Origin of the sequence: Aquamicrobium ahrensii (assembly GCF_040545755.1) — a bacterium.
In the GTDB taxonomy this organism is placed as follows: Bacteria; Pseudomonadota; Alphaproteobacteria; order Rhizobiales; family Rhizobiaceae; genus Mesorhizobium; species Mesorhizobium ahrensii.
In genome coordinates this window covers 134,097-148,379 of the sequence record NZ_JBEPMN010000001.1, presented here as the reverse complement: position 1 = coordinate 148,379, position 14,283 = coordinate 134,097, and the positions used below count along the sequence as shown (strand labels likewise).

Genomic DNA, 14,283 nt, shown 5'->3' with positions numbered 1-14,283 from the left:
TACCTCACTTCTTCTCCATCACGCATTGCAGCGGATGCTGATTTTGTCGGGCGAAATCCATGACCTGAGACACCTTGGTCTCGGCCACCTCGAATGTGTAAACGCCACATTCTCCCACACCGTGGTTGTGCACATGGAGCATGATGCGCGTGGCCGCCTCCCGGTCCTTCTGGAAAAACCGCTCCAGAACATGAACGACGAACTCCATGGGCGTATAGTCGTCGTTGAGGATCAGCACACGATAAAGACTGGGACGCTTGGTCTTGGTCTGCGTACGCGTGATGACAGCCGTTCCACGGCCGGCGCCATTGTTGTTTTGGTCCTTCTGCATTCTCGCCGCATGCTGCGCGGCAATCAGACTGCCAGTCACGTTATCCCTGCCTCACGATCCACCCCACGATCCGACCCTACAAGGCCAGCGCCGAAGGGCAAATCGACATGTAGGTCATTATTGTCGAATTTTAAGCCCTTCTCCGTCACTGACAATACGGTCGCAAGACCAATTATGCGTCAACGCTCAAATCCGGCTTTCGACAGGTTGCCAAAAAGCAAAAGCCCGGTTGCGTCGAACGCAACCGGGCCGCCGCCGGCCGAAGCCGGAAAAACAGAGTGAGCGGCGTCAGCGAGCCTTGGCGACGATGCCCTCGAAAGGCTTGTAGGCTTCCCTGGCGAGCTCCGAATAGAGGTCGCCAAACCTGGTCGCCTCGGCAACGAAGGACTCGTAGGACTGCTTCACATAGTCGGCCTGGACGCCAAGCGCTTCTTCGAAGGTCTTCGCCGAAAGCAGCTTCTCGAAAGCGGCGCTGCCGGCCTCAAGGCTGTTCTTGGTGTATTCGCTGGCCTCGACGGCGATCGCCTGCGCACCCTTGGAAAGCGACGCGAAGCTCTTGAGTCCGGTGTCGGCGAACTCCTTGCCGTATTTGCTGAATTCTTCGTAGGTGGTCTCGGACATGGGTCGTCCTCCTTCGTGAATCAAACCTGCACGGATCGAACTGCCAGACAAACGGGCAGGCAATCTTTTTTGCAATAGCGAATTAATATTGTGCAATGCACAAAATGTCAACTCGCGGCTGTCTGCCGGCAATTGCTAAAATTCCCATAAAATTTGCGAAGACTGCGCCGGAATTGGTGAACGCCGCAGTTACCATAAACGGATTGGTAACGGTGCGCGGATAGGCTCGTTCAAAATCAGGCTGGGATAGGACCTTTGCCATCCCACCACAATGAAAGCCAAAGGAACAAACAGTGCGTAAGGCGTTCTCGGGTATCGTTTCCCTTTCCGTGCGTTCTTTCCGGACAGTGGCGACCATTGCTGCCGCCGCAGTCTTTGTCGTTGGCGTGAGTACGAGCTCGCGGGCCGCCGCCAATGACGCGGCCATCGTCATCGACGCCAATACGGGCAAGACGCTTTATTCATCCAATGCGAACGCACGCCGCTATCCGGCTTCGCTCACCAAGATGATGACGCTCTATCTGACCTTCGATGCGCTTTCGAAGGGGAAAATAGCCAAGTCGACGCAAGTTTCCTTCTCCGCCAATGCAGCCGCAGAGCCACCGACTAAGCTTGGCGTGCGCAAGGGCGGCTCGATCACCGTGGAGACGGCGATCTTGTCCATGGTGACCAAGTCCGCCAATGATTCGTCGACTGCCCTTGCTGAATTGCTGGGCGGCAGCGAGGCGAATTTCGCCAGGATGATGACGGCCAAGGCGCGCTCGCTGGGCATGACCAACACCGTGTTCCGCAATGCGCATGGGCTGCCCAATCCGGGCCAGTTCACCACCGCGCGCGACATGGCCACGCTCGGCATCGCGTTGCGCGAGCATTTCCCGCAATATTACGGCTATTTCTCGGAACGTTCGTTCATGTACGGGCGTCAGCGCATCAATGGCCACAACCGCCTGCTTGGCCGCATCAAGGGCGTGGACGGCATCAAGACCGGCTACACCCGCGCCTCGGGCTTCAATCTGGTCTCGTCCGTGTCCGTGGACGGCCGCAAGCTCGTCGCCGTGGTTATGGGCGGCAAATCCGGCGCCAGCCGTGACAATGAAATGGCGCGCCTGATCAACGCCTATCTCCCCAAGGCTTCCCGGCGCGGCGGTGGCGCGCTCGTCGCCCGCAACGACAACGATCCGGCCTCGCAGGCGATCGCCAAGGTTGTGCTGCCGAGGCATGACGCGCCCACTCCGGACGCCAGGCCAGGCACGGTGGACGCGATCGTGGCGGCTGCGGCGCCGCTTCCTACGCAAGCTCCCAAGCCCAAGCTGCCGGTGATCGCACAGGCGCCGGAGCCTTCTGAAATTCCGTTCGCACAAGCCTATGCTGGCCCGGAGCCGTCGCAGCAGATCGATCCTGTCAACACCGCTTCCCTGCCTTCCGGCTGGGTAGTGCAGGTCGCCTCGTCGCCAAGCAAGTCCGAAGCCGAGGCCGCGCTCGACAAGACCGCCGCTCAGGCGCGGGCCGTCCTTGCCAGCGCTTCCGGCTATACGGTTCCGTTCCGGAAAGGCGGCGTGACCTATTTCCGCGCGCGCTTCGGCGGATTCGAGACGCAGACCGCAGCCCTCAGGGCGTGCAGCGCGCTGAAGAAGCAGCGCATCGAATGCTTCGCCGTGCAGCAGTAGGCGGCGGCGCGAACAACTCCCGGAAAAGTTCGGTATCGAAGGAGTGTCAGTCGTGATCGGAGAACAGCAGGTGACCGGCCTCGCCAACCCGCTTCGCCAGCCTAGAGACCCGGCGAGCGATATCGGAACGCAGGCTCTCTATCAGGCCGCCACGCGTCTGAAAAATATCCGTCCCGGCAATTCCCGCTTCAAGACCAAGGATCTGGTCGGGCTGCTGCTCAGCCACGGGGCCCGTACCTGGCGCAACACCCAGCCCGTGGTTCGTATCCGCCTCAAGGCCGTTGCTCCCGACGGAACAGCGGCCATCCGGCTGAAGTTCCAGAACCGGTAATCGTGTTTCAGAGAAGTCCCAGTTCGGCAAGCTCCTGTCGCAACTTGGGCGGCATTTCCGCCAGAGCCGCGCCGTCCCCGAGATCGGCCGGCGCATCTTCCGCCTTCAGATAGCGCCAACCCTGAAACGGCCGCCTCGGCTGCCACCGGGTGCGGACGATTTCTGGCGCGAGAACGATACGGCAGCGTCCTATTCCCTCATTGTCGGTAAAAGGCCGTATATCGGTGATGCGTTGCCGGCACTGCACGCTGCCCTTGATCACCCAGTAAAGCGAGCCATCGCCTATTATTTCGGCGCCGCGCGACGGAACCATGCGTGTCGTATGCCAGTGCTCGACCGGTTCGCCATTCCGGCGACGCTCATCCAGCTTGTGGGCGACCCACGCTTCGAGGTCCTCGACGCTGTCGCAGCCGACGCACAATTTGAGAATATTAAGAGCCATGAATGGAAACTAGCGGCTGGGAGCCATCCGTTCAACGCGGCATGATGTTTTGTACAGCGCCTTTTTCCACAGGTGGCGGGAAAGCGATCAGCACTCCACCACATTGACCGCGAGACCACCGAGGCTCGTTTCCTTGTAGCGTTCGTTCATGTCCGCCCCGGTCTGGCGCATGGTTTCGATGGCTGCGTCCAGCGGCACGAAATGCTTGCCGTCGCCCTTGATGGCCAGCGACGCCGCCGTGACAGCCTTGACCGCGCCGAGCGCATTACGCTCGATGCAAGGCACCTGCACCAGCCCCGCGACCGGGTCGCAGGTCATGCCCAGGTGATGCTCCAGCGCGATTTCCGCCGCATTCTCCACCTGCTCCGGCGTGCCGCCCATCACCGCGCACAAGCCGGCCGCGGCCATGGCGGAAGCGGACCCCACCTCCCCCTGACACCCCACCTCCGCACCGGAAATCGAAGCGTTGGTCTTGATGATGCCGCCGACAGCCGCCGCGGTCAGCAGAAAATCGCGGATCGAGGCCTGATCGGCCTCCGGATGGAAATGCAGCCAGTAGCGCAGCACCGCCGGCAGCGTGCCGGCCGCGCCGTTTGTCGGCGCGGTGACCACACGTCCGCCGGCGGCGTTTTCCTCATTCACAGCCATGGCGTAGATTGACAGCCAGTCATTGGCGAGCAGCGGATTGGGCCGGTTGCGGCTCCACTCCTCCTGAAGCTTGTCGTGCAACTGGCGCGCGCGGCGGCGCACTTTCAGCCCGCCCGGCATGATGCCCTCCTGCGTCAGGCCCCGATCGATGCAGCTCTTCATCGCCACCCAGATCTCGTCCAGGCCCATGTCGAGCTTTTCGCACGACATGTGGGTTTCTTCGTTGGCGCGCTTCATCTCGGCTATGGACAACCCGCTCTTCGCGGCCATCGCCAACATTTCCACCGCATTCTTGAAAGGATAAGGCACCTTCTTGCCTTCGGTGGTCACGGAACCGCGCTGCTTCATGATCTGAAGCTCTTCTTCCGAAACGACAAACCCGCCACCGATGGAATAATAGATGCGCTTGAGCAGCATCCGGTCGTTTGCATCATAGGCGTAGAAGGCCATGCCATTGGCGTGGCCGGTGAGCGGCGTCTTCTTGTCCAGCACCAGATCGCGCACCGGATCGAAACGATAGGAAGGATGGCCGGGTGGCGAAACACGCTTCTCCGCCTGAACCTTCTCGATGATTCCATCGGACTGGTCCGGATCGACCTGAACCGGAACCAGACCGGTGAAGCCCAGGATGACAGCGCGGTCGCTGCCGTGCCCCACGCCCGTATAGGCCAGCGAGCCATGCAGGCTTGCGCCGACACGATCCACCTGCGCGCCAGCGGGGCGCGGCCAATCGCCCGACAGCATTTCCTTCAGGAACCGCGCAGCCGCCGTCATCGGCCCCATGGTATGGGAACTGGACGGACCTATGCCAATCTTGAAAAGGTCGAAAACCGAGAGAAACAAGAACCGGTACCTCCACGAAATCAGCCGGCGTGCTTTTGCACAGTGCTTTATATAGTGGCTTCAGTCAGTGTTTTCCGCATTTTTCGATGAGACCACGCGGCATCTGTCGACCTCGCCTGCTCCTTGCGCGACATAGCCTGTGATAAGGAGGGAGTCATGCTCGATTCATTGCATCTATCAGCGGCGGATTTCGCCGCGCTGGCCTTCTTCCTGTTTGCATGGGGTTTGCACACGCTTGCCTCGGACGGGTGGATATTTCGTCGTCCCTCCCTCACCACCGCCATGAGCCGGCAACGCGAAATCTGGATGGAGCGGATGGCCGAGCGTGAAATCCGCATCGTCGACACCGCTATCATGAGCGGCCTCCAGCAGGGCACGGCCTTCTTCGCCTCCAGTTCGCTGATCGCCATCGGCGGCTGTTTTGCCCTTATAGGCGCGTCGGATCAGGTGATCGGCGTGCTTTCCGACCTGCATCTGCAAGGCGCGGCGACCCGCACGGCCTTTCAGATCAAGGTTATCGGGCTGGTCATCATCCTTGCCTTTGCCTTCTTCAAGTTCGGCTGGTCATACCGGCTGTTCAACTATTGCTCGATCCTGATCGGCGCAGTGCCGGTGGCTTATGGTGAGCAGGCGCACAACCCGGCCACGCACGCCGCTGTCAGGCGCGCCGCGAAGATGAACCAACTTGCCGGCAGGCATTTCAATTCCGGCCTGCGCGCGATTTTCTTTTCGATTGGTTATCTCGGCTGGTTCGTAGGCCCGGTCGCGTTCGTGCTCTCCAGCGCGCTGTTGGCGGTGGTGCTGCTACGTCGCCAGTTTTTCTCGAATGCACGGGCGGCGGTTCTGGCGGAAACAGAGGAAACAGGTCAGCCGGCCGGTTCCGGCAGCAGCGAATCGATACGGCCCGACAGGTAGTAGGCCGCGAGACCTATCCATTCCCGGATAGCGACCGTCAGATTCTGAAGCGAATCCTGAACATTGTCCTGCGGCAAACCAACATGCTCGTTGCCGGCAGTGCGATAATCCGTCGGCCACGGCACAACATCGAAACCCGCCTTGCGGAAAAGACCTACCGAGCGCGGCATGTGGAAAGCGGACGTCACGAGCAGCCACACCTCCCCCGGACGCGGCTCCACCATCTCGCGCGTGAAGACGGCGTTCTCGTAAGTGTCGCGCGACTTCGTCTCCAGTACGAGCCGTTCCGGCCCGACGCCAAGCGCCGTCAACAGACGCGGTGCAGTGTCGCCGTCACCCTCGCCTTCCAGAATCAGGCTGCCGCTCCCGCCGGTCACCACCACGCGCGCTTGCGGGTAGCGGCGTGCAAGTATTGCGGTCTCGACGAAACGGTCGCCGCTCGAATTCAATTCATAGCCGCCGCGAACGAGGTTCACGCCGCCTTCAAAGCCGCCGCCCAGAACGATGATGCCGGCGACCTCGGCAGGGGCCGGATCCGGACGCTGGAAACGATCTTCCAGAGGATGCATCAGCAATGCGCCGGTGGACGTCCAGGCGCCAATGGCGAGGATGAGAAATGCGGCGAAGGAAACGAATACCGACAGGCGACGCCAACCGCCCAACGCCAGAATAACGCCGGCAAGTGTCAACAAACCGATCAGATTGATGGGCTGGGCCACGAACCAGAACAGTTTGGAGAGATAGAAAAACACGCCTATCCCTCCATCCGTCTGGCTACCACCATTTCTGGGGCTGGAACGTGCCCGCCGCCCGTTCGACGACATGGGCTGTACGGAACAGCGTATCTTCCTCGAAAGGCCTGCCGATAAGCTGGAGCCCGAGCGGAAGACCCTGCCCGTCAAGACCGGCCGGAACGGCGATTCCGGGCAATCCGGCCATATTAACGGTCACCGTGAAGATATCGTTGAGGTACATCTTCACTGGATCGCTCGCCATGTCCTGATCGGCGATGCCGAACGCCGCCGACGGAGTGGCCGGCGTCAGGATCACGTCCACTCCGGCAGCGAAAGCGTCGTCAAAGTCCTTCTTGATCAGGGTACGAACCTTCTGCGCCTGAAGGTAATAGGCGTCGTAATAGCCGGCCGAGAGCACATAGGTGCCAATCATGATGCGCCGTTTCACCTCGTCGCCGAAACCGGCAGCACGGGTGTTCTCATACATCTCCACGATGTCCTTGCCCGGCACGCGCAGACCATAGCGCACGCCGTCATAGCGGGCGAGATTGGAAGACGCCTCAGCGGGGGAGATGATGTAATAGGTTGGCAGCGCATATTTGGTGTGCGGCAGCGAGATGTCGATGATCTCCGCGCCAGCTTCCTTCAGCCAGGCGATGCCTTGCCGCCAAAGCGCCTCGACTTCCTGCGGCATGCCTTCGACGCGATACTCCCTCGGAATGCCAACCTTCAGGCCCTTGATGGACTGGCCGAGCGCCGCCTCATAATCCGGCACCGGACGATCGACGGAAGTGGTGTCCTTCGCATCGACCGAAGCCATCGACTTCAGCAAAATGGCGGCGTCGCGCACGTCGCGGGCGATGGGTCCGGCCTGATCGAGCGAGGATGCATAGGCGATAATGCCCCAGCGCGAGCACCGGCCGTAGGTGGGTTTGACGCCGACCGTGCCCGTGAATGCGGCGGGCTGGCGGATCGAGCCGCCCGTATCGGTCGCGGTCGCGCCCGCACACAGGAAAGCCGCGACGGCGGCCGCCGAGCCGCCCGAGGAGCCGCCCGGCACGCGATCGGCGTCCGACCCATTGGCCCGCCACGGATTCCTGACCGGGCCGTAGTATGAAGTCTCGTTGGAAGAGCCCATCGCGAACTCGTCCATATTGAGCTTGCCGAGCATCACCGCGCCGTCGGCCCAAAGATTGGAGGTCACGGTCGATTCATAGTGCGGCCTGAAGCCGTCGAGCACATGGCTGCACGCCTGCGTATGAACGCCCTGCGTTGCGAACAGGTCCTTGACGCCGAGCGGAATACCTTCCAGCGCCCCGCCCTGCCCCGAGGCAAGCCGCGCGTCGGATGACTGCGCCATGTCGCGCGCCTTGTCGTGGGTGACCGCGACATAAGCGTTGAACTTGTCGTTGGCCGCATCGATGGCGGCAAGATAGGCATCCGTCAGTTCGACTGCGGAAATCTCCCTGGCGCGCAGCTTTTCGCGGGCCTGCGAAATCGTCAGTCTGGTCAGATCGGTCATCGAAAGAACTTCTTCTGGAAATCGGTGGGAGGAAAGACGTAGCGCCGCGTTGCCGGAAGGGCTATTCGACAACCTTCGGCACAAGGAAGAAATTTTCTTCCGTAGCCGGCGCGTTGGCGACGATGTCGTCGGCCTTGTCGCCGTCGGTCACCGCGTCCACGCGCTTCTTCATCTCCATCGGGATTACGGAAGTCATCGGCTCGACGCCGGTGACATCGACCTCGTTCAATTGCTCGACGAAGCCCAGAATGGAATTGAGCTTGCCAGCCATCGCCGCCGCTTCCTCCTCGCTCACCGCAATGCGTGCGAGGCGCGCGACGCGCTTGACCGTATCCAGATCGACCGACATGTGAAAGTCCGCTTCAAAGCCTGTTTGGAACCTGCCTGCGCTATAGCGGTGCAGGCAGGCAGGTGCAACATCTGCCGATCAGATCGTTATCGGCTCGCCGATCTCCGGCAGCGCGACCTTCACGCCAGCGCCTTCCATGCCTTCCACGAATTTGTCGGCCGTCTGGTCCAGAAGCGGGAAGGTGCCGAAATGACAAGGTACGACGGTTTCGAAACTGAAGAAGCGCCGGCAGGCGAGCGCCGCCACTGCACCGCCCATGGTGAAGCGATCGCCGACCGGCACGATTCCGATCTTCGGCTCGTGCAGTTCATTGATCAGCGCCATGTCGGAGAAGATGTCGGTGTCGCCCATGTGGTAGAGCGTGGGCGCATCGGGGAAATGCAGCACCAGCCCGCCCGGATTGCCGAGATAGGTGTTGCCGCCGCCATCCGCCGAGGCCGACGAGGAATGCAGCGCCTGCACGAAGGTTGTGGTGAAGCCGCCGCAATCGACCGTGCCGCCTATATTGCCGGGATTGATCCTGTCGCCGCTCACGCCCTTGCCGACCAGATACATGCAGATCTCGAAATTGGCGACCAGCATGGCGCCGGACTTCTTCAGGATCTCGGCCGCACCGCTGATGTGATCGTCATGACCATGGGTGAGCAGAACATGGGTCACACCCTCCGCCGGTTCTTCCCAGCCGCCCTGCCAGACGGGATTGCCGACCAGATAGGGATCGATCAGGATTTTGGCGTCGCCGGTCTCTATGCAGAATGCGGAATGGCCATACCAGGTCAGTTTCATATCGCACGTCCTCGATTTTTATTCGCGGCGAGGATAGAAGCCTCCTCACGCATGTCAAAGGAAAGCGGGCCATCTTGAACGTCATTGAAGTGGAAGAACTGGCGACACGCCTGCAACCGGGCCAGACCCTTGCCGGCCTCGATCTCGGAGACAAGACCATCGGCGTCGCCGTTTCGGATGCGCGCCTCTCCTTCGCCCATCCCCGTCCCGTCATCATGCGCAGGAAATTCACGCAGGACGCCACAACGCTGCTTGCGCTGCTCGGAAAAGAAAATGTCGGCGCCATCGTCATCGGGCTGCCGGTGAACATGGACGGATCGCACGGGCCTCGCGCGCAAAAATCGCGCGCTTTCGTGCGCAACATGAAACCGTTGACCGAACTGCCCTTCGTGTTCTGGGACGAACGCCTATCGACCGTGGCTGCCGAGCGCACCCTGATCGAAATGGATTTTTCCCGCGCGCGGCGCGGCGAGAAGATCGATTCGGCCGCCGCTTCCTTCATCCTGCAAGGCGTCCTCGACAGGCTGCGCAAGTTGCGGGGCGACGACTGAATCTGTTTCCAGTCCGCGTTTTTTCCTTACCCACGCCGCGATCTGTCGCCTGCGGCGGAACGCCCAGAACGCAAGAAGCAACCCGGTGTCGATGATGCAGGCGCGGGCCACAAGGCCTGGAATGACCGCCGGATCGATGCCCAATGTTTCGCCGTAGAGGCTGAACACGAAATCGTGCAGCTGACGGCTCAGCATCACATAGCCGAAGTTCATGTCGTTGAGCGACAGGAAGAACCATCCCCAGAAAAGGATGAGCGGAGCCGCCCATAGCGCGAATATATAGCGCATCAGAACAGGCTCCCCGCTTTTGGGGCGACACCGGCCTGTTCCGGTCTTGCAGTCGGCATAGCCTCGGTCATCCCACTCATTAACGGTTTGATAACCATAGTTTTGAAGCGCGCAGACCGCCCATGCAACGGATTCCGTTAACTATGGTTAACGGCCGCGGGAACCGGCAGCTTTCCCGGTGTCGGAAATATCAGCTTGCCGGCGGATAGAGCGTGTCGATGATGAGACGCGCATCGTGCCGCGAATCGAGCAGGCCATAGGTGGTGCGCCACTGCCCCGCCAGCCGCGTCTCCACGAACGCGTCGGCTATGCGCCCCGCCCCCAGCCGACGCAGCTCTGCGGCCGCCGCGGCAAGCGCAAGCTGCTCGGTAAGGATGCGGGCCGAGCCTTCGTCACTGGAAGCCACCTGCATCGCCGCCTTCAGCACGCCAACCGTGCCATGCCCGCTCGCGCCGAGGTCTCGGTCGATTCCCGCCAGCACATCGTCGAACAGGGCCGGTGCGCGGCCCAGAACGCGCAGCACGTCGAGCGCCATGACATTGCCCGAGCCTTCCCAGATCGCATTGACCGGAGCCTCGCGATAATAGCGCGCCAGCGGCGCTTCCTCGACATAGCCGTTACCGCCCAGGCACTCCATCGCCTCATAAAGCAGCGCGGGCGCGAGCTTGCAGACCCAGTATTTCACTACCGGCGTCATGGCGCGCGCGAAAGCCGCCTCGCCCCTGTCGCCGGCCGCCTCGTCGAAGGAGCGCGCCAGGCGGAACGAGAGCGCGGTCGCCGCCGCCACATCCAGCGCCATGTCGGCCAGAACGCGCTGCATGAGCGACTGATCGACCAGCTTCTTGCCGAATACTTCGCGGTGACGGCAATGATGCACCGCTTCGGCCAATCCGGCGCGCATCAGAGCCGCCGACGCAACGGCGCAGTCGAGCCGTGTCAACGTCACCATATCCATGATGGTGCGCACGCCCGCGCCCGGTTCGCCCACCATCTCGCCGATGGCGTTATCGAACTCAACTTCGGACGAGGCGTTGGAACGGTTGCCGAGCTTGTCCTTCAGCCGCTGGAAGTGGAATCCGTTGTTGCTGCCGTCACCCAGAATGCGGGGCACGAGGAAGCAGGACAGACCTTCCGTGGCCTGCGCCAGAACGAGGAACGCGTCGGACATCGGGGCGGACATGAACCATTTATGGCCGGTCAGCCGGAAGAAGCCCGTCGAGCCCGCGCGCTCCGCGCGGGTTACATTGGCGCGCACATCTGTGCCGCCCTGCTTCTCGGTCATGCTCATGCCCAACGTCAGGCCCGTCTTTTCCACCGGGGGCTTCTGGGTCTGGTCATATTTGCGTGTGGTCACGCGGGGCGCCCATTCACGGAAAATCTTGGGGTTCGCCATCAGCGCCGCCAGAGAGGCGCTCGTCATGGTGATCGGGCACAGATGGCCGACCTCGAGTTGCGCAGTCAGGTAGAACCGCGCGGCGCGCACCTGATGGCGACGACCGATCTCGGCGTCGCCATTCTCCCAGATGGAGGAATGAAGCCCGTTGGCGACCGAGCGGCGCATCAGGGCATGATAGGCCGGGTGATATTCCACCAGATCGACCCGCCTGCCTTGGCGGTCGTGGGTGCGCAGACGCGGAGTTTCGGTATTGGCGAGCCGCGCCAGGTCCTGTGCTTCATGCGTCAGCACGAAGCGGCCCAGACCATCGAGGTCCCTGCGAGCCGGTTCCGAAAACTGTTCGGCAAGCTGGATCAACAGCGGATCGCCTCTCCAGGCGTTGGCGCCCGTGAGCGGTGGCGGCTGGTTCGTCACGTCGTCTGTCACGCAATGTCCCTGTGTCTTGGCGGCTTGTCGAATCCGCAACATTGGCGGCTTTATAGCTCATGGCCGCATGTTCGGGCGATGAAAATAGGGGAAGACCCTCCAGGAATACAACGCAGGCGCTTGCAGGCCAGTTCGGCTGCGCATATAGCACGCCGCTGAGATGACACATACAGACGCGCCCCTGCCGCTCTTTCCCCTCCGCCATCTGCTTGGCATAAGGGACCTTTCCCCGCCCGACATAGAGAATTTGCTGGAACGCGCCGATCGGGCCGTATCCATCTCGCGCCAGTCGGAGAAAAAAACCTCGACCCTGCGCGGGCGCACGCAGATCAATCTGTTCTTCGAATCCTCGACCAGAACCCAGTCGTCGTTCGAACTGGCGGGCAAGCGCCTCGGCGCCGACGTCATGAACATGTCCGTGGCGAGCTCTTCCGTGAAGAAGGGCGAGACGCTGATCGACACGGCGATGACGCTGAACGCCATGCGTCCCGACATCCTCATCATCCGCCACCAGTCGGCCGGAGCCGCCGCGCTGCTGGCGCAGAAGGTCGGCTGCTCGGTGGTGAACGCCGGCGACGGCACGCACGAACACCCGACACAGGCTCTGCTCGACGCATTGACCATCCGCCGCGCCAAAGGCCGGATCGGCGGGCTGACGGTTGCAATCTGCGGCGACATTCTTCATTCGCGCGTCGCCCGTTCCAACATCATCCTGCTCAACGCGCTTGGCGCACAGGTGCGCGTGGTTGCACCCTCGACGCTGATGCCCTCCGGCATCGAGCAGATGAGCGTCAACGTTTTCCGCAACATGGAGGAAGGACTGAAAAACGCCGATGTCGTGATGATGCTGCGCCTTCAGCGCGAGCGCATGGCCGGCAGTTTCGTTCCTTCGGTGCGCGAGTATTTCCGCTATTTCGGCCTCGATGCCGAGAAACTGAAAGCGGCGAAAGAGGATGCGCTGGTGATGCATCCGGGTCCGATGAACCGGGGCGTCGAAATCGCCTCCGAGATCGCGGACGGGCCTCAAAGCGTCATTCAGGAACAGGTGGAGATGGGCGTCGCGGTGCGCATGGCGGTAATGGAGGCGCTGCTCGATCCGCGCCGCAACCCGGAGGGGCCGAGCGCATGAGCACCACGATCTTCAGCCATGCCCGCATCGTCGATCCCTCACGCGGGCTGGACGAAACCGGCAGCGTCGTCGTTCAGGACGGCAGGATCGCCGCGGCGGGCAAGGATGCGCTCAATCAGGGCGCGCCGGAAGGTGCGACCGTCATCGACTGTACGGCCAGAACGATCATTCCCGGACTGGTCGACAGCCGTGTGTTCATCGGCGAACCGGGCGGCGAGCACCGCGAAACGATAGCCTCCGCCAGCCAGGCCGCCGCCGCCGGCGGGGTCACCTCCGTCGTCATGATGCCGGACACCGATCCGGTCATCGACAATGTCGCGCTGGTGGAGTTCGTTCTGCGCACCGCGCGCGACACGGCTTGCGTCAACATCTTTCCGGCCGCCGCCATCACCAAGGGCCTTGAAGGTCGCGAGATGACCGAATTCGGTCTGCTGCGCGAAGCCGGAGCCGTCGCCTTCACCGATGGCCGCCACACCCTCTCCAATTCGCTGGTGATGCGCCGCGCGCTGACTTATGCGCGCGATTTCGGAGCCACCATCGTGCATGAAACACTGGATGCCGAACTCGCGGGCGCCGGCGTCATGAACGAAGGACTTTATGCGAGCTGGCTCGGTCTTTCCGGCATTCCGCGCGAGGCGGAAACCATTCCGCTGGAGCGCGATCTGTCGCTGGCCCGCCTTACCCACAGCAACTATCACGCCGCGAAAATCTCGACAGGCATGGCTGCCGACGCAATCCGCCGTGCAAAAGGCGATGGCGTCAATGTCAGCGCCGGCGTCGCAATCTACAATCTGGCGCTCAACGAGCATGATGTCGGCGAATACCGCACCTTCTTCCGGCTGAACCCGCCGCTGCGCGCCGAGGAAGATCGTCTCGCCATGATCGATGCGCTCAAGGACGGCACGATCGATGTCATCGTCTCGTCGCACGATCCGCAGGATGTCGACACCAAGCGGCTGCCCTTCTCGGATGCCGCTGCAGGCGCCATCGGGCTCGAGACGCTGCTGGCCGTCGCGCTGCGCCTCCATCACAATGACGAAGTGCCGCTCCTCAGGATCGTAGAGGCGCTTTCAACTGCCCCTGCCCGCATCTTCGGCCTGCCCGGCGGCACACTGAAGCCGGGCGCGCCGGCCGATCTGGCCGTTCTCGACCTCAATGAACCGTGGGTGGTGAACGAAGCCGGCATCCGCTCGCGGTCGAAAAACACCTGCTTTGAGGGCGCGCGATTGCAAGGCCGGGTCTTGCAAACCATGGTCGGCGGCCTCACAGTGTTCGATGCATAGGACGGAACCAACCGGCCAGCA

General features: G+C 62.0%; 15 protein-coding genes and 1 pseudogene. 6 read left to right on the top strand and 10 right to left on the bottom strand.

What is annotated here, in order from left to right:
- Positions 1-4 precede the first annotated feature (4 nt).
- Together clpS and ABID44_RS00775 are read right to left on the bottom strand one after the other, a co-directional pair.
- Entirely contained in the window at positions 5-331 is a 327-nt protein-coding gene (clpS, locus tag ABID44_RS00780) for an ATP-dependent Clp protease adapter ClpS (RefSeq protein WP_354149779.1), read from the bottom strand.
- 288 nt (positions 332-619) lie between these two features.
- The gene (locus ABID44_RS00775) at positions 620-952 is read right to left on the bottom strand and encodes a phasin family protein (RefSeq protein ID WP_354149778.1); all 333 of its coding nucleotides are present in this window, start codon (positions 950-952) and stop codon (positions 620-622) included.
- Between the two features lie 293 nt (positions 953-1,245).
- Between ABID44_RS00775 and ABID44_RS00770 the strand changes: the two genes are divergently transcribed.
- Entirely contained in the window at positions 1,246-2,619 is a 1,374-nt protein-coding gene (locus ABID44_RS00770; RefSeq protein WP_354149777.1) for an SPOR domain-containing protein, read from the top strand.
- A 52-nt stretch (positions 2,620-2,671) separates the two neighbouring features.
- Entirely contained in the window at positions 2,672-2,950 is a 279-nt protein-coding gene (locus tag ABID44_RS00765) for a hypothetical protein (protein ID WP_354149776.1), read from the top strand.
- Positions 2,951-2,957: 7 nt separating this feature from the next.
- On the opposite strand, the gene ABID44_RS00760 is transcribed toward ABID44_RS00765, so the two are convergent.
- Positions 2,958-3,392: a DUF1489 family protein gene (locus ABID44_RS00760; protein WP_354149775.1), complete on the bottom strand. Its 435-nt coding sequence runs from the start codon at positions 3,390-3,392 to the stop codon at positions 2,958-2,960.
- A gap of 87 nt (positions 3,393-3,479) precedes the next feature.
- Entirely contained in the window at positions 3,480-4,883 is a 1,404-nt protein-coding gene (locus ABID44_RS00755) for an L-serine ammonia-lyase (protein ID WP_354149774.1), read from the bottom strand.
- 156 nt (positions 4,884-5,039) lie between these two features.
- Between ABID44_RS00755 and ABID44_RS00750 the strand changes: the two genes are divergently transcribed.
- Positions 5,040-5,798 (top strand): DUF599 domain-containing protein, encoded by a 759-nt coding sequence (locus ABID44_RS00750; RefSeq protein ID WP_354149773.1) that lies wholly within the window; start codon positions 5,040-5,042, stop codon positions 5,796-5,798.
- On the opposite strand, the gene ABID44_RS00745 is transcribed toward ABID44_RS00750, so the two are convergent.
- The 4 genes from ABID44_RS00745 to ABID44_RS00730 form a co-directional block, all read right to left on the bottom strand.
- A complete protein-coding gene (locus ABID44_RS00745; protein ID WP_354149772.1) occupies positions 5,750-6,550 on the bottom strand; it encodes a YdcF family protein in 801 nt (266 codons plus the stop codon). The two genes, ABID44_RS00750 and ABID44_RS00745, sit on opposite strands and share 49 nt — an antisense overlap.
- A 22-nt stretch (positions 6,551-6,572) precedes the next feature.
- Positions 6,573-8,054 (bottom strand): Asp-tRNA(Asn)/Glu-tRNA(Gln) amidotransferase subunit GatA, encoded by a 1,482-nt coding sequence (gatA, locus tag ABID44_RS00740; protein WP_354149771.1) that lies wholly within the window; start codon positions 8,052-8,054, stop codon positions 6,573-6,575.
- A 61-nt stretch (positions 8,055-8,115) separates the two neighbouring features.
- Positions 8,116-8,403: an Asp-tRNA(Asn)/Glu-tRNA(Gln) amidotransferase subunit GatC gene (gatC, locus tag ABID44_RS00735; RefSeq protein ID WP_354149770.1), complete on the bottom strand. Its 288-nt coding sequence runs from the start codon at positions 8,401-8,403 to the stop codon at positions 8,116-8,118.
- Between the two features lie 78 nt (positions 8,404-8,481).
- Positions 8,482-9,189, bottom strand: a complete 708-nt coding sequence (locus ABID44_RS00730) for a metal-dependent hydrolase (RefSeq protein ID WP_354149769.1) — start codon at positions 9,187-9,189, stop codon at positions 8,482-8,484.
- Between the two features lie 74 nt (positions 9,190-9,263).
- On the opposite strand from ABID44_RS00730, the gene ruvX reads away from it, so the two are divergent.
- Positions 9,264-9,740 carry a Holliday junction resolvase RuvX gene (gene ruvX, locus ABID44_RS00725; RefSeq protein WP_354149768.1) on the top strand — a complete coding sequence of 159 codons (477 nt, stop codon included), beginning with the start codon at positions 9,264-9,266 and terminating at the stop codon, positions 9,738-9,740.
- An 18-nt stretch (positions 9,741-9,758) separates the two neighbouring features.
- On the opposite strand, the pseudogene ABID44_RS00720 reads toward ruvX, so the two are convergent.
- A pseudogene (locus tag ABID44_RS00720) lies at positions 9,759-10,028 on the bottom strand (DUF6105 family protein); the annotation flags it as partial.
- A gap of 190 nt (positions 10,029-10,218) precedes the next feature.
- Positions 10,219-11,892, bottom strand: coding sequence for an acyl-CoA dehydrogenase family protein (locus tag ABID44_RS00715; RefSeq protein WP_354149767.1), 1,674 nt, complete (start codon positions 11,890-11,892; stop codon positions 10,219-10,221).
- A 118-nt stretch (positions 11,893-12,010) separates the two neighbouring features.
- On the opposite strand from ABID44_RS00715, the gene ABID44_RS00710 reads away from it, so the two are divergent.
- Positions 12,011-12,979 (top strand): aspartate carbamoyltransferase catalytic subunit, encoded by a 969-nt coding sequence (locus ABID44_RS00710; protein WP_354149766.1) that lies wholly within the window; start codon positions 12,011-12,013, stop codon positions 12,977-12,979.
- Positions 12,976-14,262: a dihydroorotase gene (locus ABID44_RS00705; RefSeq protein ID WP_354149765.1), complete on the top strand. Its 1,287-nt coding sequence runs from the start codon at positions 12,976-12,978 to the stop codon at positions 14,260-14,262. Before ABID44_RS00710 ends, ABID44_RS00705 begins: the two co-directional genes overlap by 4 nt.
- The last annotated feature ends 21 nt before the right edge of the window (positions 14,263-14,283 follow it).